Origin of the sequence: Proteus sp. STS61-E (assembly GCF_040932335.1) — a bacterium.
GTDB lineage: Bacteria > Pseudomonadota > Gammaproteobacteria > Enterobacterales > Enterobacteriaceae > Proteus > Proteus mirabilis_B.
The window spans coordinates 97,820-117,193 of sequence record NZ_JBFQGE010000007.1; the positions used below are offsets into that span (position 1 = coordinate 97,820).

The 19,374-nt window shown below is 38.2% G+C and carries 20 protein-coding genes; 8 read left to right on the forward strand and 12 right to left on the reverse strand.

The features are described from left to right. From AB4J89_RS15545 to AB4J89_RS15555, 3 genes are read right to left on the reverse strand one after another with little or no spacing between them, the layout of a single operon-like run. Entirely contained in the window at positions 1-1,008 is a 1,008-nt protein-coding gene (locus AB4J89_RS15545) for an iron chelate uptake ABC transporter family permease subunit (protein ID WP_088494265.1), read from the reverse strand. Next, positions 995-1,957 (reverse strand): ABC transporter permease, encoded by a 963-nt coding sequence (locus AB4J89_RS15550; RefSeq protein ID WP_075674003.1) that lies wholly within the window; start codon positions 1,955-1,957, stop codon positions 995-997. Before AB4J89_RS15550 ends, AB4J89_RS15545 begins: the two co-directional genes overlap by 14 nt. 9 nt (positions 1,958-1,966) lie before the next feature. After that, positions 1,967-2,926, reverse strand: a complete 960-nt coding sequence (locus AB4J89_RS15555; RefSeq protein ID WP_311755527.1) for a siderophore ABC transporter substrate-binding protein — start codon at positions 2,924-2,926, stop codon at positions 1,967-1,969. A 453-nt stretch (positions 2,927-3,379) separates the two neighbouring features. Here AB4J89_RS15555 and AB4J89_RS15560 point away from each other — a divergent pair, with 453 nt between their 5' ends. From AB4J89_RS15560 to chbG, 6 genes are all read left to right on the forward strand, one after another. After that, on the forward strand, positions 3,380-3,706 hold the full coding sequence (locus tag AB4J89_RS15560) for a PTS sugar transporter subunit IIB (RefSeq protein WP_069369489.1): 327 nt from the start codon (positions 3,380-3,382) through the stop codon (positions 3,704-3,706). Positions 3,707-3,800: 94 nt separating this feature from the next. After that, positions 3,801-5,159 carry a PTS N,N'-diacetylchitobiose transporter subunit IIC gene (chbC, locus tag AB4J89_RS15565; protein ID WP_088494267.1) on the forward strand — a complete coding sequence of 453 codons (1,359 nt, stop codon included), beginning with the start codon at positions 3,801-3,803 and terminating at the stop codon, positions 5,157-5,159. Between the two features lie 61 nt (positions 5,160-5,220). Beyond that, positions 5,221-5,568, forward strand: coding sequence for a PTS N,N'-diacetylchitobiose transporter subunit IIA (gene chbA, locus AB4J89_RS15570; RefSeq protein ID WP_088494268.1), 348 nt, complete (start codon positions 5,221-5,223; stop codon positions 5,566-5,568). 1 nt (position 5,569) lies between these two features. Then, positions 5,570-6,427: a transcriptional regulator ChbR gene (gene chbR / locus AB4J89_RS15575; RefSeq protein WP_088494269.1), complete on the forward strand. Its 858-nt coding sequence runs from the start codon at positions 5,570-5,572 to the stop codon at positions 6,425-6,427. A 160-nt stretch (positions 6,428-6,587) separates the two neighbouring features. Further along, positions 6,588-7,943: a 6-phospho-beta-glucosidase gene (locus AB4J89_RS15580; protein ID WP_368469854.1), complete on the forward strand. Its 1,356-nt coding sequence runs from the start codon at positions 6,588-6,590 to the stop codon at positions 7,941-7,943. A 36-nt stretch (positions 7,944-7,979) separates the two neighbouring features. Beyond that, positions 7,980-8,741, forward strand: coding sequence for a chitin disaccharide deacetylase (gene chbG, locus AB4J89_RS15585; protein WP_088494271.1), 762 nt, complete (start codon positions 7,980-7,982; stop codon positions 8,739-8,741). 112 nt (positions 8,742-8,853) lie between these two features. Here the strand turns inward: chbG and AB4J89_RS15590 are convergent, their stop codons facing one another. Then, positions 8,854-9,270: a hypothetical protein gene (locus AB4J89_RS15590; RefSeq protein ID WP_088494272.1), complete on the reverse strand. Its 417-nt coding sequence runs from the start codon at positions 9,268-9,270 to the stop codon at positions 8,854-8,856. Positions 9,271-9,291: 21 nt separating this feature from the next. On the opposite strand from AB4J89_RS15590, the gene AB4J89_RS15595 reads away from it, so the two are divergent. Together AB4J89_RS15595 and AB4J89_RS15600 are read left to right on the forward strand one after the other, a co-directional pair. Further along, on the forward strand, positions 9,292-10,287 hold the full coding sequence (locus AB4J89_RS15595) for a hypothetical protein (protein WP_088494273.1): 996 nt from the start codon (positions 9,292-9,294) through the stop codon (positions 10,285-10,287). A gap of 39 nt (positions 10,288-10,326) precedes the next feature. Beyond that, positions 10,327-10,785, forward strand: coding sequence for a GNAT family N-acetyltransferase (locus AB4J89_RS15600; RefSeq protein WP_088494274.1), 459 nt, complete (start codon positions 10,327-10,329; stop codon positions 10,783-10,785). An 86-nt stretch (positions 10,786-10,871) separates the two neighbouring features. Here the strand turns inward: AB4J89_RS15600 and AB4J89_RS15605 are convergent, their stop codons facing one another. The 8 genes from AB4J89_RS15605 to AB4J89_RS15640 form a co-directional block, all read right to left on the reverse strand. Further along, on the reverse strand, positions 10,872-11,423 hold the full coding sequence (locus AB4J89_RS15605) for an Ail/Lom family outer membrane beta-barrel protein (RefSeq protein ID WP_349474280.1): 552 nt from the start codon (positions 11,421-11,423) through the stop codon (positions 10,872-10,874). Between the two features lie 251 nt (positions 11,424-11,674). After that, positions 11,675-12,163 carry a hypothetical protein gene (locus AB4J89_RS15610; protein WP_368469857.1) on the reverse strand — a complete coding sequence of 163 codons (489 nt, stop codon included), beginning with the start codon at positions 12,161-12,163 and terminating at the stop codon, positions 11,675-11,677. A gap of 17 nt (positions 12,164-12,180) precedes the next feature. After that, positions 12,181-12,864, reverse strand: a complete 684-nt coding sequence (locus AB4J89_RS15615; protein ID WP_088494275.1) for a hypothetical protein — start codon at positions 12,862-12,864, stop codon at positions 12,181-12,183. Between the two features lie 24 nt (positions 12,865-12,888). After that, positions 12,889-14,445 carry an SUMF1/EgtB/PvdO family nonheme iron enzyme gene (locus AB4J89_RS15620; RefSeq protein ID WP_193775140.1) on the reverse strand — a complete coding sequence of 519 codons (1,557 nt, stop codon included), beginning with the start codon at positions 14,443-14,445 and terminating at the stop codon, positions 12,889-12,891. Beyond that, positions 14,435-15,670, reverse strand: coding sequence for an ABC transporter permease (locus AB4J89_RS15625; protein ID WP_088494276.1), 1,236 nt, complete (start codon positions 15,668-15,670; stop codon positions 14,435-14,437). The genes AB4J89_RS15620 and AB4J89_RS15625 overlap by 11 nt, the downstream gene beginning before the upstream one ends. Continuing rightward, entirely contained in the window at positions 15,651-16,343 is a 693-nt protein-coding gene (locus AB4J89_RS15630; RefSeq protein WP_368469860.1) for an ABC transporter ATP-binding protein, read from the reverse strand. Before AB4J89_RS15630 ends, AB4J89_RS15625 begins: the two co-directional genes overlap by 20 nt. Further along, positions 16,343-18,346, reverse strand: a complete 2,004-nt coding sequence (locus tag AB4J89_RS15635) for a vWA domain-containing protein (RefSeq protein WP_368469862.1) — start codon at positions 18,344-18,346, stop codon at positions 16,343-16,345. Before AB4J89_RS15635 ends, AB4J89_RS15630 begins: the two co-directional genes overlap by 1 nt. A 9-nt stretch (positions 18,347-18,355) precedes the next feature. Further along, a complete protein-coding gene (locus AB4J89_RS15640) occupies positions 18,356-19,372 on the reverse strand; it encodes a hypothetical protein (protein ID WP_368469864.1) in 1,017 nt (338 codons plus the stop codon). Between the last annotated feature and the right edge of the window lie 2 nt (positions 19,373-19,374).

Sequence of the window (19,374 nt, forward strand, 5' to 3'; positions counted from 1 at the left end):
TTAAAGTCTTCTTAACACCAAATAGATAAAGAACATCCCACCAACAAACTCAATCACAACAGAAAGTGTTCCTGTCATTTTTAAGCCATACTCTAAAACCAGTTGCCCACCGATTAAGGCGATAGTACCCAGTAGGAAGGCTACTGGCATCAAGAAACGATGCTGGCTGCTGCCACTGATATGATAAGCAAGGTTAGCCACAATTAAACCCAAGAAGGTTAATGGACCAACTAAAGCGGTAGAAACGGCAACTAAAACAGAAATCAGTAACAGAATATATGTGGTCTGTTTGCGGTAATTAATACCGAGGTTAATGGCATTTGCTTGCCCTAATGCCATTACATCAAAGCTATAACGCATACGCCAAAGTAAAATACCAACAACCACAATAATCGCTAAGGCACAAAAGATAAGATCAGGCGTGGCGCGGGTGAAAGTGGCAAACATGCGACCTTGTAAGATGGAAAACTCATTAGGGTCCATCAAGCGTTGTAATAATGTGGCAGAACTGCGAAATAGAGTCCCTAAGATAATCCCAATCATCAGGACTAAATTAATGTTAAAGCGTACTGAGCTAAACAACCAACGATAAAGTACAACCGAAAATAGCACGAGCAATGTCGATTCTAAGAAGAACTTTGATAGGTTCAGCATCCACGATGCAGGCATATCGCCTTCAAAGAAGACAAACACGGTTTGTAGTAACACAAATAGGGCTTCTAACCCCATAAGTGAAGGTGTCAAAATGCGATTATTGGCAATGGTTTGAAACAGAATAGTCGAAACACCAGCAGCAAACGCCACCACAATCATGGTGAGAATAATGTAAGCGCGGTGAGTCAGAATATAAGAGATATTGCCGTTTAGGTTTATCGTCATAAATAACACAATGGATAATAACGATGCCCCTAATAATAACCAGATACGAGACATGGGTGAAAGGCGCGTTTTCTTATGTTCGACAGCGCCAGTACATTTGCTAATTATGGATGAATTAACTTTTTGCATAACGTTGCTGCTTTAGTAGTAAGAAAAGGAAAATAATGGCACCCACAGCCCCTAAGATAACGCTGGCAGGAATTTCAAATGGGTAGCGAATAAGGCGACCAATCACATCACACAGTAAAACAATCGCGCCACCACTTAAGCAAACCCAAGGGATGGTTTTACGGATATTATCTCCCATCACTAAGCTCACCAGATTGGGCACAATTAAACCAAGGAAAGGCAGTGCACCGACAACAGAAACCACAACACCACTGATAAGCGCGATAATCGATAACCCTATTATCATCACTTTGCGGTAATTCAGTCCTACGTTAATGGAGAACTCTCTCCCCATTCCGGCAACAGTAAAGCTATCCGCAACCCAACACGCCATAATTGCCAGCGCACCGACAAGCCATAACAGCTCATAACGGCCTTGTAGCACACTTGAGAAATCGCCACTAGTCCATGCATCTAATGATTGCAGTAAATCGAAATACACCGCTAAGAAGATGGTGAGTGCGCCAATAACTGCACTGAGCATAATGCCGACTAAAGGCACTATCAGTGTTGTTTTTAAGGTGATCCTTTGCAGAAGCAACATAAACAACAAAGTACCAAGCAGGGCAAAAACAGTGGCAACCATCATTTTGGTAAAGATGCCAGCAGCAGGAAAGAGCAGCATGACGACTAATAAACCAAGACTTGCAGATTGGGTGGTTCCGGCAAGAGAAGGCTCAACGAAGCGGTTTTGGGTGAGCAGTTGCATAATTAAGCCTGCAACACTAATGGCTCCACCGGCGAGTAATAATGACAGGGTTCTTGGGACACGGCTGATAAAGAAGATATCGCGCATATCGGGATCAGAAAAAAGCGAAGCAGGAGTAATATCTCCTGCGCCGACAAATAGACTGATCATTGAGAGGATAGCGATACCTCCTATCCCCAATGATAAATGGAACGTTTTCATTCAGTTACTTTATTTTTTTTGATCCAATGCCTGATTAATTGTATCCATTAAGCGAGAGTAAGTTTGGATCCCGCCAGAGATATAAATGGAACTTGCATCAAGATAGATAACTTGGTCTTTGTTCCAAGCGTTTACTTTTCTGACCAGTGCATTATCAAGAACTTGTTGAGCTGGTTGTGAATCTTCACGACCAATTGCTGCATCACGGTCAATAACAAACATCCAATCTGGGTTCAGTTTTAACAGTAATTCAGAGTTAACGATGTTGCCGTGAGAACCTGGGCTATCAAAAACATAAGCCGGTTCAAAACCTAATACATCATAGATAAAGCCAAAGCGAGAGCCTGGGCCATAAGCAGAAATTTTACCGCCACTGACTAAAACCACCATTGCTTTACCTGCATCGGGTGTTTTGGCTTTTACGGTATCAATTTTGCTATGGAAATCAGCCAGTAATTTTTTAGCTTGTTCTTCTTTGCCAAAAATTTGACCTAATGTTGTTGTGCGTTCAGCAAGGCTTTCAACGAAACGTTTAGGATCGATATCCATTGAAATCGCAGGTGCAATTTCACTTAATTTTGCATACGCATCACGAGCACGACTACCACTTAAAATTAAATCAGGTGCTGTTGTGCTGAGCTTTTCATAGTTCGGCTCAAATAATGCACCTTCATTGATATAGTCGTTCGGATTGGTGTACTTCTCTAAGAATTTTGGTAAATGAACATTCGTTTGTGGAAGACCAACAATAGAAACACCCAATGCATCAATAATGTCGAGGGTTTCCATATTCATCACAACCACTTTTTGTGGATGTGCAGGGATTTCAGTTGTCCCTTGGAAATGTTCAATCGTGAGAGTTTGTTTCTCAGCTGATTGTGCTGTTGATGTGTCTTGAGCGTTATCACAACCTGCGATAACAAGTGAAGAAAGCAGTAAAAACAGTGGGCTTAATGACTTTTTAAACATTCTCTTTCCCATATTGTTGCAACACGAAATAACACGGATCTTTACAGCAGTGGCCTAAATGTCGATCCACAAAGAAGACGATAATACCATCAAAAGTATAAAGAGTAATGATACTAATTCACATTCTCATAATAATAAAGGATTAACTTGACTAAAATGGCGAAATTTTGCGAGTGGTCATCGGTGTAAATAGAAAAGACAAATTTCGTGACGTGAAAGAACTCTTCAGATTATTTGCTCAATTTGTGAAGAGTGTCAAAAGAGTAGGTCAAGGAGAGACAATTCTTAACCTATAAGAAATATCGTTAACTAGTATCATTGCGTATACTTCATTCAAGCAGAAACAATCCTTATTTTAATCTTACTTCGGTTTCTGTACTGACACAGTAATGAATACACAAGAGAAAGCCTTGTTATCTCTAGGGTAAATCGTTGTCAACTCAAGAGGGTTTTATGCAAAAGAAATATATTTACTTATTTTGTTCTGCTGGCATGTCAACATCTCTTCTCGTGACCAAAATGCGAGCACAAGCAGAAAAATATGAAGTGCCTGTGGTTATTGAAGCATTTCCTGAAACCTTAGCAGCACAAAAAGGACAGGATGCAGATTTGATTTTACTTGGTCCACAAATTAGCTGGATGTTGCCTGATATCCAAAAATTACTCCCTAATAAACCGGTCGAAGTGATCGATTCTTTGTTATACGGAAAAGTAGATGGCTTAGGTGTGTTAAAAGCCGCTGTCGCCTCTATTAAAAAAGCATCTGCAACAACAAATTAATTTTATTTTTTATTTTTTTATTATTTCTATTCCAGTCAAAGAGCGAATTTTTCAGCAAGCCGAGCAATTAGCGGCATTTTAAGGGTATTTTTCTATGAGTAAGTTTATTGGTTCACTTGAAAAGGTACTCCTTCCTTTTGCGGTTAAAATTGGAAAGCAACCTCACGTTAATGCAATTAAGAATGGCTTTATTCGTTTAATGCCGTTAACCCTTGCAGGGGCAATGTTTGTACTTATCAATAACGTTTTTCTTAGTTTTGGTGATGGCTCCTTCTTTTATTCTTTAGGTATCCGCCTTGATGCATCAACAATAGAAACGCTCAATGGTTTTAAAGCCATAGGGGGGAATGTCTATAATGGTACATTGGGGATAATGTCGTTGATGGCGCCGTTCTTTATCGGAATGGCATTAGCAGAAGAGCGTAAAGTTGACCCGATTGCGGCAGGTTTACTTTCTATTGCTGCTTTTATGACGGTCACACCTTATAACGCAGGTGGTGCTTATGCAGTAGGCGCTAATTGGTTAGGTGGGGCAAATATTATTTCAGGTATCATTATTGGTCTTGTTGTGGCTGAGATGTTTACCTTTATTGTGCGTCGCAACTGGGTTATCCGTTTGCCTGATAGCGTACCGGCTTCTGTTTCACGTTCGTTCTCTGCATTAATTCCCGGTTTTATTATCTTATCAATTATGGGGATTGTTTCGTGGGGATTAGCGACGTATGAAACGAACTTCCACCAAATTATTTTAGATTCTATCTCAACACCATTAGCATCAATGGGCTCAGTGGTTGGTTGGGCATACGTTATTTTTACCTCTCTGCTGTGGTTCTTTGGTATTCATGGTTCACTCGCACTTGCTGCACTTGATAGTGGTATTATGACGCCTTGGGCGTTAGAGAACGTCTCCATCTATACTGAATACGGTTCAGTAGAAGCTGCACTTGCAGCGGGTAAAACGTTCCATCTTTGGGCGAAACCGATGTTAGACTCCTTTATCTTCTTAGGGGGTACAGGGGCAACACTGGGGCTTATTATTGCAATCTTTATCGCCTCTCGTCGTGCCGATCATCGTCAAGTGGCAAAACTGGCACTGCCAGCAGGTTTATTCCAAATTAATGAACCGATTATTTTTGGTCTGCCTGTGATTATGAACCCAGTGATGTTTATTCCATTTATTCTTATTCAGCCTATTCTTGCCGCTATTACTGTGACTGCTTATTACTTAGGGATAATCCCACCAGTGACAAATATTGCGCCGTGGACAATGCCAACTGGGCTAGGTGCTTTCTTTAATACCAACGGTAGTATTGCGGCACTGTTATTAGCACTATTTAACTTAGGTGTTGCCACACTGATTTATCTTCCTTTCGTGATTATTTCAAATAAAGCTCAAACTGAAATTGAAAAAGAAGAAAGTGAAGAAGATATTGCCAATGCATTGAAATTTTAAGTGATAGAAAACACAAGTGCAGAGGTTTCTCTGCACTTGCCAGTGTCAAAGAGGAAATATGATGTTAGATATTGAAAATGCCGTTGATAGCAGTGCAACTGATGATGAATTTGAAGAGATCATCATGGGGCTTATCATTAATTCAGGTCAAGCTCGTAGTGTGGCTTATGGCGCATTAAAAAAAGCCAAAGAAGGTGATTTTGATGGTGCTAGAAAATTAATGGAACAGTCTCGTGAAGCATTAAATGAGGCGCATAAAATACAGACTCGTTTAATTGGTGATGACCAAGGTGTGGGCAAAACAAAAGTCAGCTTGGTATTAGTTCACGCGCAAGATCATTTAATGACATCGATGTTAGCCAGAGAGTTAGTGACGGAATTAATCGAGCTACATGAGAAGATAAAATAAGATGAATACTGTGGTGGAGTCATTGAGAGCACAAAGCGAAATACGCATGGTCTATGAAGATCAGCTATTTAATGGCAAAAACTTTCATGTCTTTATTTATAATAAAACAGAAAGTGTCAGTGGATTGCATCAACATGATTATTATGAATTCACCATTGTATTAACAGGGCGCTATTATCAAGAGATTAATGGTAAAAAGATTTTATTAGAGCGGGGTGATTTTGTTTTTATCCCCATCGGCTCTCATCATCAAAGTTTTTATGATTTTGGGGCAACACGCATTTTAAATGTGGGAATTAGTAAAGCCTTTTTTGATAAACATTACCTCTCGTTATTGCCTTCTTATTTTATCGCTTCACAAGTTTATGAATTAAAAAATGAGTTTCTTTCCTATATTGAATCGGTCATTGGCTCATTAAATTTCCGCCATACCGAATTTAATGAATTTATTGAAATTGTCACCTTTAATGTGGTGAATAGATTACGACACCATCGAGAAAATAGAACGCAAGATGATATTCCTTTATGGCTAAGAGAGACTGTAAGCGAGATGCATGACAAACAAAAATTTGGCGAAAATGCACTGGTTAATATGGTAATGCTATCAGGAAAATCACAAGAGTATTTAACTCGAGCAACTCGGCGTTATTACGATAAAACACCAATGCAAATTATTCATGATATTCGAATTAATTTTGCTAAAAAACAATTGGAAATTACAAACTACTCGATAACAGATATTGCTTTTGATGCAGGTTACAGCAGTCCAAGTTTATTTATTAAGACATTTAAGAAAATAACTTCGCTGACCCCAAATAGTTATCGGAAAAATTTATACAGTATTAAAGAAACGAACTAATTCATTATTAAGCGTAAGAAATTAATCAACAATAAAGATTAATTTTATTGAAAATAGAGAGAAAGAAGAAAATAAGCTTATTTTCTTCATGGCTCTTTACGCCTTAATTTCGCCATTAATACACAAATAACAGCACTATTACGCTGTATGGGAGTATTTTATGAGTCATAAATTAAAAGTCGTTACCATTGGTGGTGGAAGCAGTTATACGCCTGAATTATTAGAAGGTTTTATTAAGCGTTATCATGAGCTACCAATCACAGAATTATGGTTAGTGGACGTTGAAGAAGGGAAAGAGAAGCTTGATATTATTTTTGAGCTTTGCCAGCGCATGGTAAAAAAAGCGGGTATTCCTTTAACCATTTATAAAACACTTAATCGCCGTGAGGCATTAAAAGAGGCTGATTTTGTCACAACACAATTGCGTGTTGGTCAATTGAAAGCAAGAGAGCTTGATGAATCTATTCCTTTAAGTCATGGCTATTTAGGGCAAGAAACCAATGGTGCTGGTGGTCTATTTAAAGGCTTGCGTACTATTCCTGTTATTTTCGATATTATTAAAGATGTTGAAGAAATTTGCCCTAATGCGTGGATCATTAACTTTACCAATCCAGCCGGTATGGTAACAGAAGCGGTTTATCGTCATACCAACTTTAAGAAATTTATTGGGGTTTGTAATATTCCAATCGGTATGAAGATGTTTATTACAGATGTTCTGAAGCTGACAGAAAAAGATGAACTCTCCATTGATTTATTTGGCTTAAATCATATGGTGTTTATTAAAGATGTCATTGTAAATGGTCAATCCCGTTTTCCTGAATTATTAGACGGTGTGGCTTCAGGAACATTAACCGCAGGCTCTGTGAAAAATATTTTCGACCTACCATTTAGTGAAGGTTTGATCCGTTCTCTTAATATGTTGCCATGCTCTTATTTGCTGTATTACTTCAAGCAAAAAGAGATGTTAGCGATTGAGATGGGAGAATACTATAAAGGTGGTGCTCGCGCTAAAGTAGTACAAAAAGTCGAAAAACAACTATTTGAATTGTATAAAGATCCTGATTTAAATATCAAACCGAAAGAGTTGGAATTACGCGGTGGTGCTTACTATTCTGATGCAGCCTGTGAAGTGATTAATGCTATTTATAATGATAAACAAGCTGAGCATTATGTGAATATTCCTCATCATGGTCATGTCGATAATATTCCAGTAGATTGGTCAATTGAAGTGACGGCTATTTTAGGGCGTGATGGCGCTAAACCTCATCCACGTTTAACGCATTTTGATGAAAAAGTGATGGGATTAATTCATACCATTAAGGCCTTTGAAATCGCGGCGAGTAAAGCAGCTATTAGTGGCGAATTAAATGATGCTTTATTAGCAATGAACTTAACACCACTGGTACTTTCAGATAAAGATGCAGAAGTACTTACGCGTGAAATGTTATTAGCGCATAAGGCACATCTACCTAATTTTGCTAAAGCAATTGCTGAGTTAGAAAAAGCCTCTCATTAATTGTCGGTAGAGAAAAATAAGTAATAAGGAGACAGAATGGCTGGTTTATTAATTGTGAATGCGGATGATTTCGGGCTTAGTAAAGGTCAAAACTACGGCATTGCAGAGTGTTTTCGTCATGGTGTTGTTAGTTCAACAACGGCACTTGTCAATGCCGAGGGAATTGAACACGCAGCACAATTGCGCCATGAGTTGCCCGGTTTAGGTGTTGGGCTTCACTTTACTTTGACGATGGGTAAACCGCTGTCTCCTTTACCTTCTTTAACGCGTGAAGGTGTATTAGGAAAATGGGTATGGCAAATGGCAGAAGAGGGCGATTTACCGCTTGATGAAATTCGTGTTGAACTTAAAGCACAATATCAGCGTTTTATTGAGATCTTTGGTTGTGCGCCAGACCATATCGATAGTCACCATCATGTGCATATGTTTAAGCAAATTTTCCCTATTGTGGCGGAGTTTGCCAAAGAAAAATCATTACCGATGCGTGTTGATAGACCACTTGCACACAAAGAAGGGATTGATACCCAAGGCGTGATAAGTAGCGATGGTTTTGATAGCCAATTTTATGGTGATGAAATCACTCAAGCGTTATTTTTAAAGGTACTTGATGAATCGAAAGCACGTCATGAACATTCTATTGAAGTGATGACACACCCTGCTTTTGTGGATAACCCATTGCGAGCAAGTGGTTATTGTTTTCAGCGCCTAACAGAGCTTGAAGTATTAACAGATAGCGCATTAAAGCACGCGATTTTGGAAAGAGGTTATCAGTTAGGAACGTATCAAGATTTAATGTAGTGGGTTTTTAGACAATCGGAGTCTGTGTTATTCCCTGGTGTGAGTCTTTGGAAATTATAATTTAAATTGTCTTTTCGCCTCTGTTTTTAATTAGACAGAGGCATTTTTGTTTTTACGTGTTTTCATTAAGTAATAATGTAAGTGCATCAGAAACATAACAATAAGATTGTGGTGCAGTGAAACCAGTTTCTTTTAGTTTTGCGAGAGGGATCGGTTTTTCATATTCAATTATCTCTTTTAACCAAATTAGGATTCCTTTTTTATCATCAACAAGGTAGTTTTCTAATTCATCGGCTGAGATGGCAATTTTATCTAAATAGGATCGTTTGATTTCGCTCTTAGTCGCTTTTTCTATTTTTTCGATATAAGCATGACCTGTAATAGATTTTTTAGGCGATGAGCTATAAATATACATTTTATTATTTTGTATGAAATTTAATCCTACTGATTTTCGAAGTTCTATTACTTTATTACCTTCATAAATTTTTTTAACGTATTTAGGTTTAATGCTAATAATAATTTTTTTCATTTTAATAAAGGATTTATTTAGATGACTCAAAGTTTAGCGTTTTGGATTGAAAATTCAATAGAGAATAGAGAAAAACAACCGGTTATTGAACTTCATTTTAATTATTGGCATCTTTATGATGAAAAGGTTAATTATTTAGATGTTGGTATATTATTAAAAGGGAAAGATAAATTATTTAATTCTATAAATGTTTACTTACCATTCAATTATAATGAAAAAAGTTACATTGATAGCTTAGGTGATAAAATAACTGAAAGTGAAAAATTACTTTCTGCAATTTTTAATAATGATGTAAAAAGCATTACCCCAATAAGGGAGTGTAGTGCAAAGCATATTATCTTTTCTGATCTTGATAATAACAATGAAATACTTTTTTTTACCAATTTATCACATGGAACATCAGAAAATAGAGTCTCTATTCAAGTGCATAGCGAAAATGGTAAGCATGGAACTATTATAAAATTCTCTAAATTAATATTTAACTGTCAAAGTAAACACGAAGCTAAAAATTGGTATTTTAGATTTAGATATATTCTAGAAGGGAAAGATTTAGAAAATATATCCAGAGAATACAAATCAAAAGACTCAATCATTACACATTATTTTGAAAAGAGCGAAATAGTGGATTTTAGAGTTAATGAATCTCGTAATTTACCGAAAACAATAAGAGAAAAAATAGCAACTTGTAGAGATATTAGTAATATTCATTTCTTTTTAATTAGAAATGAATCATCAGAATTTAAAATGGGTCATACAGCATATAATCGGTGCCGAATTTTAGAAGAAAATGTGTGGAATGATTATCTCTTTAATCAAGGTGAAAAAATTAGAACTAGAATGTTGATTTATCAATGGAAAACGAATGCACATACACATGTAGAATGTTTTTCAGCTTTTGCTCGCTTCTTAACAAGAAAAGTAGGAAAAAAAGAAGTGAGTTGGATTATTCTTTGGATAGTTTTTTTAGGCACTGTGTCTAGTTTATTAGCAACAAATATTATTTATCTATTCTCATAACTATAAATTAATCTCCTTATAAGGAAATGAGACAGTTATATGAAAAATATTAATTATTCTTTTTTATGTATGCATAAAGACAATCTTTCTTTATTACAGATAAATTTATTTTTAAAAGAGCTAAAAATACTATATCCAAATTTTAATTATTGGTTAGAAAATAAATTTTATAAACCATCATATGATACCCAACGAAAAATCATTATTGCTCATAATGGTGATCTATTATTAGGTGTTGCATTACTAAAAAAGAGTACTGATGAGAATAAAATTTGTACACTTTACACTTCACCTCTGTATAAAGGACAAGGGATTGGTAGCCAATTAATTGATTTATCATTGCAGTATTTTGATTCACCAGATGTACTGATCACCGTAGCACAAGAAAAATTGATAGAGTTGACGCCTATTTTAAAGTCAAAGGGCTTTACTTTTACATCAGCAAATAAAGGAATGTATCGACCTGATAGTACGGAATTATTCTTTAATTTAAGATAATCATTGAATACTTAAAAAATTTATTGTTCTTTGAATTTAATAATAAAATAAGCACATATCATAAAATAATATGTGCTTTATATTAATTAAAAACGATAACCAATATTAGCAACAAAACCATCTAGAATTATCTTGTTATCGGTATCTTTGAATTTAAAACGGCTATTTTCATACCCAAGAGAAATAGAAACCATCTCTGCTGGGTTAACGATTAAACCAGCACCCCAACTAAATGCATTTTTCTTTATTTTCTTTAATTCTGAATTATCAGATTTAAATTGAATTTGGCTCATACCCGCAGTGCCGTAAACACTAATAAACTCATTTAAACGTAGTGTAGGACCTGCCATTACAGAATAATAACGTGCATTCACATCTTTAAAAAAAGTATTAACTGGCTTATTCAGATCATATTCATTTTGAGCATATGTTGCGGTTGCTAAAATACCAAACTGTGAATTGATTTCTTGGCGAATAGAAAAAACACCACCATGTATCGGGTTCTGTCCTGCCATTTTAACTTGTGCATAACCCGCTGAAATTGTAGTTTTATCTAATTTAAAATCGTTTTGAGCATAAACAGAAGAAGTCGCTAATAAACCAGTTATAAATAAAGTTGATAGTAAATTTTTTTTCATTAGTTATATCCCATAAGTAAAATAATAAGAACACGTTATTAAGCGGATGGGATTATAATAATGAGTTTATTTTTAATGGAATAAAAAATAGCACTCTTATTTAAATAAGGTTGTTTTATTAAAGTGCTCTATTAATTATTATATAATTAATAATATATAAAAAATATAAATCACTATTTAAATATATAAATTATAGTAATCAAAATAAAAGGAAAAGGCTCTCTAAATAATAATAGAGAGCTTTTTTAGATTTATTTAAGTCCTAAATCACTTTGTAAACTGAGTACTTGATTTTGTAAGTTCTCTAATTCAAGCTGTTTTTCCATCACTGATTTTGATGGGTTATTTTGTGCCGCTTTCATTTGCTTATCAATTTCATTGATCTGCTTTTGAATATCATTTTGCCCTTTGGTTTTTTGGCGAATTTGATTTAACAGATTATTCATTGATTGATTTAATGCACGTTGACTCGCTTGTTTACTTTTTAGATCTGCATTGGTCTGCTGTTTTTCTTTTTCAATGGCGGCAAGAACGGCTTTAAACTCGGTGTTTAATGCTTGTTCATTACCTAAAATCGCTTTTTTTTGTTCAATGCGATTGTCATAAGTCCCTGAATAATTACAGTTAAATTTAGTAATTATACTGACATCACCCGTTGTTGGATCACAATCAGCGGGATTGGTGACACAACCGCTTAAGAGTAAGGTCATGCCAACAAGGGAAAGAGGTAAAAATTTCATTATCATCCTTTTTAACGTTAACTAAGTTTTATTGCTGTACGTTGGGTATAAAGACTATCAAGTTCTTCTTGTAAAGAGGTTACTTGTTGTTTCATCCCATTGATTTGTTTATCAAGCTGTGCTGTCTTTAGGCCATCTTGACGACTTTGCGCAGCGATATCACGCCATTCACCTTCACGTTTTTTCATATCCGCTAAACGAGAACGCAGTGCTGCGATATTGGCATCAATACCTTTTAATTGTTTTTCAGCTGTGGCTTTATTAAGGCGTTGTTGTTTCATATCTTGCTCAATTTTTGCCAACGCTCTTTTATCGTCGTTGATTACGGCTCTTGCGGTATTTGAGGCACTTTGTAGGCGCTGATTCTCTTTTTTTACATCCTCTATCATCGAGTTGAGCATTTCTTCTTTCGAGGCATAGTTTTGGCGCTTATTGTCTAAATAGGCATTTGCACCAATACCGACACCACAACCCGCGACCGCCGCGATAATCATACAGGCGCCTTTGTTATCAACATTAGCGACTAGGCAACTTAATGCGCCAATAGCGGCACCACCAGCACAAGCCCCAATGCCAGATTTACTGAAAAACTCCATATCACTGTTATTTTTCAAACGTGGATCAGCACCGCTATTACTTTGACATCCTGATAAGGCAAGTATGGCACTAATGCCAAGTACCGCCATGAGTCGTTTATTCATACCACACCTATCCCAAAGTCTCTGTTATTGTTTTTTGCACGCTTCAAGCCATTCGTTCCGTGAAACTTTACCGTTAGCCCAATATCCTTGGAGTCCCTGCATATACGTTGAAAGGTACGTATTTAAATTTGATTTGCCTCTGGCTTCCATTAATTGACGTACAACGTCAACTTGAGGTTTTACTAAAGAGGCATCATACGTTGTTGCCATATCCACTAATGTGTCTGCGTAATAGCTCACAACGAAGTCGAGGGTTTTCTTATGTTCGTTAACTTGCTCTTGACGTCGTTCACATGTGGCATCTTTTGCGCCTGCAGGGCAGTTTTTCTCATGCAGTGCAATTAATCGATCATAGAACTCGCCATCATCTTTTAATTTGGTACATAAAAAAGCGCCTAATTGCAGTGAAGTACGGATAGCTTGATCACGTTGCTCATCACGCAGTTGTGCATTTGCTCGTAATGTATTTTTTAATTCAGCTAACTGTTTTTTCAGCGCTTCATCTTGTACTTGGGTTGAGAGCGTATTCAGGCTATTAATGGAATTATCGCTATTAGTTTTTGAGTTATTATTCGCTGGTTTCTCATTCCCTAATTGTTGCCACTCTTTTTCTATCTCTTTAATTTTGTCACGTGATGTCAATGCAGGAGCAACAATGGCTAAACGAAAACCTGTATATTTGTTTTTATTTGCACCAGTGTTGGTGTAATAAGGCTCTTCTTGACGCCATGAACTGCGCATATCGCTTTCTGGGGTAAGATAGCTACCACCGCGCACAATAAATCCACCCGCTTGTCCGTGTAAGCGGTCGAGTTTATTTAATCTAAAAGGCTCAAACATCATTTCAGCGACATTACCTAACATGTCATGTAAGCCTAATGGATTGGGTGATAACAAACCGGTGAGCTGTAATGAGCCATTAGCGGATTGACTACCCGCAGACCAAATATAGTTTTTGGTGCCTTCTGGCATTGGGAAACGCATATCACGAAACTCTGAAGCTGATACTTTTAAACCGCCACGTGCCGCAAATTCCCACTCAGTTTCTGTCGGTAATCTTGCGAAACCTTTTGCGCCATCTTCAACAGGTAACGCTTCGGGATGATTGCTTCTTAGCCATTGGTTGTATTGGTCAGCAAATTGCATCGCTTCATACCAACTGATATTCACTTTTGGTAAACGTAATTTATTTGAAGCAACAGGGCACTCTTTACCATTAATCACGCTCTGCATGGCGTTATATTGCAGGTCGGTAACGGGGTATTTCGCCATAAGGTAGTAACGACCTTTTTCTTTGCCTTTTAATGGAAAGCTACCCGCAATATGTTCTGCTCGAGATTGTTCTAAATAGCCCCATTCATCACCTTCTTGCCCTAAGGTCACACTGTAATCTTGTAATGGCTGGCTTAAGGGTATGGTTACTTGGCGAAAAACCATTGAACCTTCGCAAGGGAAAGGCAAAGTAACATCATCAGGCAAAGCTTTAGGGTTAACAAATTTATCATCCCATTTGGCAGATGCGGTAAAACTGCTAGATAACAGCGCGAATGATAAAGTTAGAAGCGATAAATTAAATTTCACGTAAGCTCTCCGCAGGTTCAATCGAAACGGCACGCAGTGCGCCGATACTTGCCACTATTAAGGCGACAAGTAAGGCACTGCACATGGCAATCAATAAATCCCAAAACGTTAACTGACAAACAAAAGCTTGTTCAGGTAAATGTGTGCCTAATAATGTGGTGAATAAGGCGCTACCGATGCCATAAAGCCCAAGGGCTAAAATAAAGGCAACGCTTGTTAATAACAGTGCTTGCAACACGATGTATAAAGAGACTGCAAATTGACGAAAACCTAATAGGCGTAATACCGCCATGTCTTTACGTTTACGGTCAATATTGGCAAGGAATGCGCCAATTAATGAGGCTATACAGCCTAATAGTGATACCCAAGCAATCACGGAAAAAATAACGTTAAGGACGTAGCTGATTGCTTTTACAGAGTCTATTTGGCTTTTTTGTGTCATTACATCAATGTGTTGTTGTCTAAACCAATCATCTAGTGGTGCAATGGCATCTAAATTTTTTGCATAAAGGCGAGCTTTAGCAAACTGAGTTCTTGGCTTCGCTTCAAAGCCTTCTGTTACGCCAAAAAGAGGTGCTTGATAACCATCACGGTAATCTTCCATTGCCACTAAAACATCAAGAGAAACAAAGGCTGCCGCTCTTGAGAATTTGCTATCGCTGATAATGGCGGCAATAGTAAAGGTACGTTTGGCTCGTTCATTGACGCCATTAAGCTTACGGCTGATAAATAAGCGCACACTATCGCCTACATTTGCTTGTAATTTTTGTGCTGCATTAGCAGAGAGCACTAAGGTGTCGGCATTTTGGGGAATTGCGACACCCTCTAATAAGGGATCGTTTTCTGCTGTCGGGATAACTTCAGCATTATCAATAAAACGTTGCCCATCAATCACAATATCGGCTTGAGTGTTTAAGCTACGTGTTAATGGGATAACAAATCGAACCTCATCTTTACGTGCAATATCATTAAACCAATTTTGTGGATAATTACCATTGCCTAACATACGTATTTCAAGGTTACGCGGATCATTGAGGAGTTGGTTGTGAAGTTGCGTCACAATACCGTTTTTTAGCCCAAACAGCAGTAGCAGTGGTGCGATAACTGAGACTAAAGAGAACACAATACAGAGTGCGACTTTGCGATCATAAATTAAGTCGCGCCAAGCGAGTGAACTGAGTAAGCCAAGGCGATTGGGATTAGTGTTATTGTTTGATAAAGACACTACCGCCCCCTTGTAGTTGTGCGTGATAGTGGCTAAATCCAAAACGCTCGACTAAAGACCAATCGTGACTGACAACCAGTGCAGAGATATCGAGCTGTTTTACTATTTCAACAATCAATGCATACAACGCTTGCGCATTATGAGGATCGAGAGCGGCTGTAGGCTCATCAGCAAGTAATAGAGCGGGCTCATGGGCGATAGCACGAATAAATGCAGCGCGTTGACGTTCACCAATGGAGAGTTGGCGAGGTAGACGACTCAGTAAAGGGCGTAATTGCAGATGGTCAATGGCGTGATCAAGCCAAGCAGAGTGCGGTGTTAATCCCAGCATCTTACGAGGTAATTGAATATTTTGCATGACGGTTAAAAAGGGAAGTAATCCGCCACTTTGGAGCATAAAACCCAATTTCTCCGCACGTAATGAAGCGAGTTGAGCTTGTTTATTACTTAACACCGCTTGTGTGATAATTAAATCGTCACCGAGTTGAAAATGAGTTAATTCATCAGGGCGTAAGATTAACCCTATCATTTCCAATAAGGTACTTTTACCACAACCACTTAATCCCGTTAGCGCGCCGATTTCCCCTTTTTCAAGGGTTAATGAAGGAAGCGCAACACGAAAACCATGTTGCGCATCACCACGCGTAATTGCCATGCCTTCAATCTGGATCATTAAGGCAAGTTTTCCAGTGGAACAGGATAAACGTGATCGCGAGGATCGCTTTGTGGTGCAAGGGATATCCAACGATCAACATCTTCATTATAACGTTGATAGTATTGTAATTTCGTATTTAGTCGGCGGATAAATTTCTCTTGCGCAAGACCATCCCAGCTTTTCCATGTCTCTTCATCTAAGCCAAGTACTTCACTTAAATAAGGGAGATTTTCGACATATTCACCCAGTAAGCCCATTTCACCTAATTTGGTTGCTGAACCTTGTTTGATTTGATTTGGATCGTTCCCCATCGTGGCGGCAATTGATCGTAAATCAGCAAACATATTGTCAGGAGAGATCAAACCTTCATTAGCTGCATTCACGATTTTTTTCATCACATCACTTAAATCGCTCAGCTCACTTTTAGTCAGTAAAACCTGCACTTCTGTTGTTGGGATATTTTGCTGTAATAAATCCCGATCACTTATCCATGCTTTAAAGACAGGAGGTGCTTTTGTACCTTGCTTCTCACCTAAATAAGCTAAACGCATTGCATAGCCTAAATCGTGTGCATCATTCAGTAAGGTATCTGTCTCTTTATTCTTGCTATAAGTAGGATCGGCATTTAACGCACTACCCACGGTGGCTTCGCCACGATAAGCGGTTTGAATTTGAGTGGTTACAGCGGTTGCTAAGCTGTCTACCATACGACCAAAACTATTCACATCCCCAGAGTTGATAGGGTAGTAAAGCGATTTGTGTAAGAACGGATTAAGCGTTAATGCTTCATATTGCGCTTGTGCAGATGCGTGATTTTTTGCACCTGATGGCGTTTTTAAATGCAGTGTATAAAGTGCAACACCGCGATAAGCTGCTTCTTGGCGAATTTGCTCTGCGTCGAGCTTAGTGGATGAAAGAGGATCATCTCCCGTTAATGCACCTGCATCGGTGATTAAAATAACGTAACGCGCACCAAAACGTGTCCAATCAACATCATCAAGCGCTTGCATTACACCGGCATAAGCATCTTCATCAAAACGACTACTTGAGACTTTGGCTTGGCGTAATTCTTTAACTTTATTTAGGAAATCAGGACCGTCTTTTACATCATTAGGATTTACAAACATTTTGCTGTCGTATTCCAATGCAGGGACGGCTTTGGTATTAGAGCGAAATGCTACTAAACCAAATTTTACCTTATCCAACATGTTGTCTTTTTCGACTTGTGCATAAACCTTTTGAATCGCTTCTTTGGTTCTATCAATGTAAGGGTCCATTGATATGGTCGAGTCGATAACAAACACGACTGCGGCAGAAAAACCTTGCATCATATTGTCAGCATCTTTGCTGTTAGGTGTTGTCGGTTTTGTATTGTTTGCCGTTGCATTCGCATTCTGTGCTTCTTTGCTGTCTTTGGTTTGTGAAGAGACAGAAGCCACATTGAGGACACGCACTTTATAGCCTGCATCAGTAAAGACTTCATCTGAGCCTAATACAGGTAACAGATAAAAATTGCTTTTCTGATCAATCATATAATCTGGCTCTTTTGCTAAAACAGCCGGATTCACTTTCTGGTTTTTGATATCTGCTAAAAAGGGCTTGTACTGTTTTTCAGGTGTTGGGCTTTCAAGTAAGCTTTCAACCGTTTGCTTATCTTTGAAAAACAGCATTGGGTTACGACCCGCAGGGTTAGTAAACGCGAGTGTTAACTGCATTTTCCACTCTGAGGTACAACTTGCATTCATCCAACCACTGATATGACCTAAGCTATCAGGGCCAACTTGTAACCACTCATTGGCACCTTGTTTTTGGCGCTGATAAACATAAAAACGGCTAAATGCAGGTTGCTCTTTACCTTTTGCGCCAATAGTGTCAGCCACTTGGCAACCCGGGTAAGTTAATACACGTTGATAGAGAGTCTTTTTACCCTCTTGTAATAACGGCTTTTTCTCTTCAGCACTTGCTGGCGCTGTCAGAATTAAACCGCTGAGAATAAGAGTAAGCCAATGCGCCTTTTTCATGCGACTTTCCTATTTTTTCAAAGCTTCAAGACGCGCTTTTGCGTCACTGTTTTGTGAGTCGTGATTAAGAACCGCTTCGTACCAATAAATGGCCGTTTCTTTGTCTGCACCAAAGCAACCTTGTGCTGACGCGGTTTCTGGATCGTATTCACGAGCGTAATTCAGTGCGATATCAACATCACCTGATTGTGCTTTATAAGCATATAAACGCTGGGCAACATCACATTGATTGTTCTGTTTCGCTTGTTCAATAGTTGCAAGGATAGTTTTGCTATCCGGTTGGCTCTGTATGCAACTTTGTACAAAGGCTAATGCGGTACCCGATTTCATATTTTCGACACTGCATACACTCGGTGTTGCGGGTTCGGGTGTCGGTTGTGGTGCTGGCTCGCCAGCAGGATTACCTCTTAGTAAGAAGAACCATGTTAAGACACCCGCTAAAATTAAGATCAAGATAATGGCTAAAATTAAGCCAATTTTTGATTTCTTCGGTGCAGGTGGTGTTGGTCGTTGTGGCGGTTCATCCACGTTGATTTCAGGGATAACCGGTTCTACTTCTTCAGGCTCAATTTTGAGAGGTTCTGGCTCTGGCTCCGGTGGTGTTTCTTCAATAATAGGAGCAGGCGGAACGGGCTGATTATCTAATGTCGCTGTTGATTTTAATGCTTCACTCTGACCTTGCGCTTGTGAGGCTAATACGCCATCACGAATACGTAATCGCCCGATATCTTGTGTTTCGTTATCGTCTTTTAACGTAAATTGATACGCCATTTGTAAGTTGCTAACGAGGGGATCAACGAGCGTTTTATCAAGAACGATTTGATAACCATCATCAGCATCTTCAAGTGAAAGCTGGTGGAAAAAGGCATTACCTACCCATTCCCCTTTATCATTTAAGAAATAGCGATCTTGGTTACGCTGAATGCTTAAATAAACAGGGGAAGCATCACCTTCCCAATTACGAATACTTAATACCGCAAAGCCGGGACGAGCAGGTTGTACGGGTTTTAATTCTGGATTAAACACGA

Bases quoted from the DNA above. Each gene is read 5' to 3' on its own strand.
- chbR (WP_088494269.1), top strand. From the start codon at position 5,570: ATGAATACTGTGGTGGAGTCATTGAGAGCACAAAGCGAAATACGCATG.
- AB4J89_RS15555 (WP_311755527.1), bottom strand. From the start codon at position 2,926: ATGTTTAAAAAGTCATTAAGCCCACTGTTTTTACTGCTTTCTTCACTT.
- AB4J89_RS15600 (WP_088494274.1), top strand. From the start codon at position 10,327: ATGAAAAATATTAATTATTCTTTTTTATGTATGCATAAAGACAATCTT.
- AB4J89_RS15610 (WP_368469857.1), bottom strand. From the start codon at position 12,163: ATGAAATTTTTACCTCTTTCCCTTGTTGGCATGACCTTACTCTTAAGC.
- AB4J89_RS15605 (WP_349474280.1), bottom strand. From the start codon at position 11,423: ATGAAAAAAAATTTACTATCAACTTTATTTATAACTGGTTTATTAGCG.
- AB4J89_RS15635 (WP_368469862.1), bottom strand. From the start codon at position 18,346: ATGAAAAAGGCGCATTGGCTTACTCTTATTCTCAGCGGTTTAATTCTG.
- AB4J89_RS15590 (WP_088494272.1), bottom strand. From the start codon at position 9,270: ATGAAAAAAATTATTATTAGCATTAAACCTAAATACGTTAAAAAAATT.
- AB4J89_RS15545 (WP_088494265.1), bottom strand. From the start codon at position 1,008: ATGCAAAAAGTTAATTCATCCATAATTAGCAAATGTACTGGCGCTGTC.
- AB4J89_RS15550 (WP_075674003.1), bottom strand. From the start codon at position 1,957: ATGAAAACGTTCCATTTATCATTGGGGATAGGAGGTATCGCTATCCTC.
- AB4J89_RS15560 (WP_069369489.1), top strand. From the start codon at position 3,380: ATGCAAAAGAAATATATTTACTTATTTTGTTCTGCTGGCATGTCAACA.
- AB4J89_RS15630 (WP_368469860.1), bottom strand. From the start codon at position 16,343: ATGATCCAGATTGAAGGCATGGCAATTACGCGTGGTGATGCGCAACAT.
- chbG (WP_088494271.1), top strand. From the start codon at position 7,980: ATGGCTGGTTTATTAATTGTGAATGCGGATGATTTCGGGCTTAGTAAA.
- chbC (WP_088494267.1), top strand. From the start codon at position 3,801: ATGAGTAAGTTTATTGGTTCACTTGAAAAGGTACTCCTTCCTTTTGCG.
- AB4J89_RS15615 (WP_088494275.1), bottom strand. From the start codon at position 12,864: ATGAATAAACGACTCATGGCGGTACTTGGCATTAGTGCCATACTTGCC.
- chbA (WP_088494268.1), top strand. From the start codon at position 5,221: ATGTTAGATATTGAAAATGCCGTTGATAGCAGTGCAACTGATGATGAA.
- AB4J89_RS15580 (WP_368469854.1), top strand. From the start codon at position 6,588: ATGAGTCATAAATTAAAAGTCGTTACCATTGGTGGTGGAAGCAGTTAT.
- AB4J89_RS15595 (WP_088494273.1), top strand. From the start codon at position 9,292: ATGACTCAAAGTTTAGCGTTTTGGATTGAAAATTCAATAGAGAATAGA.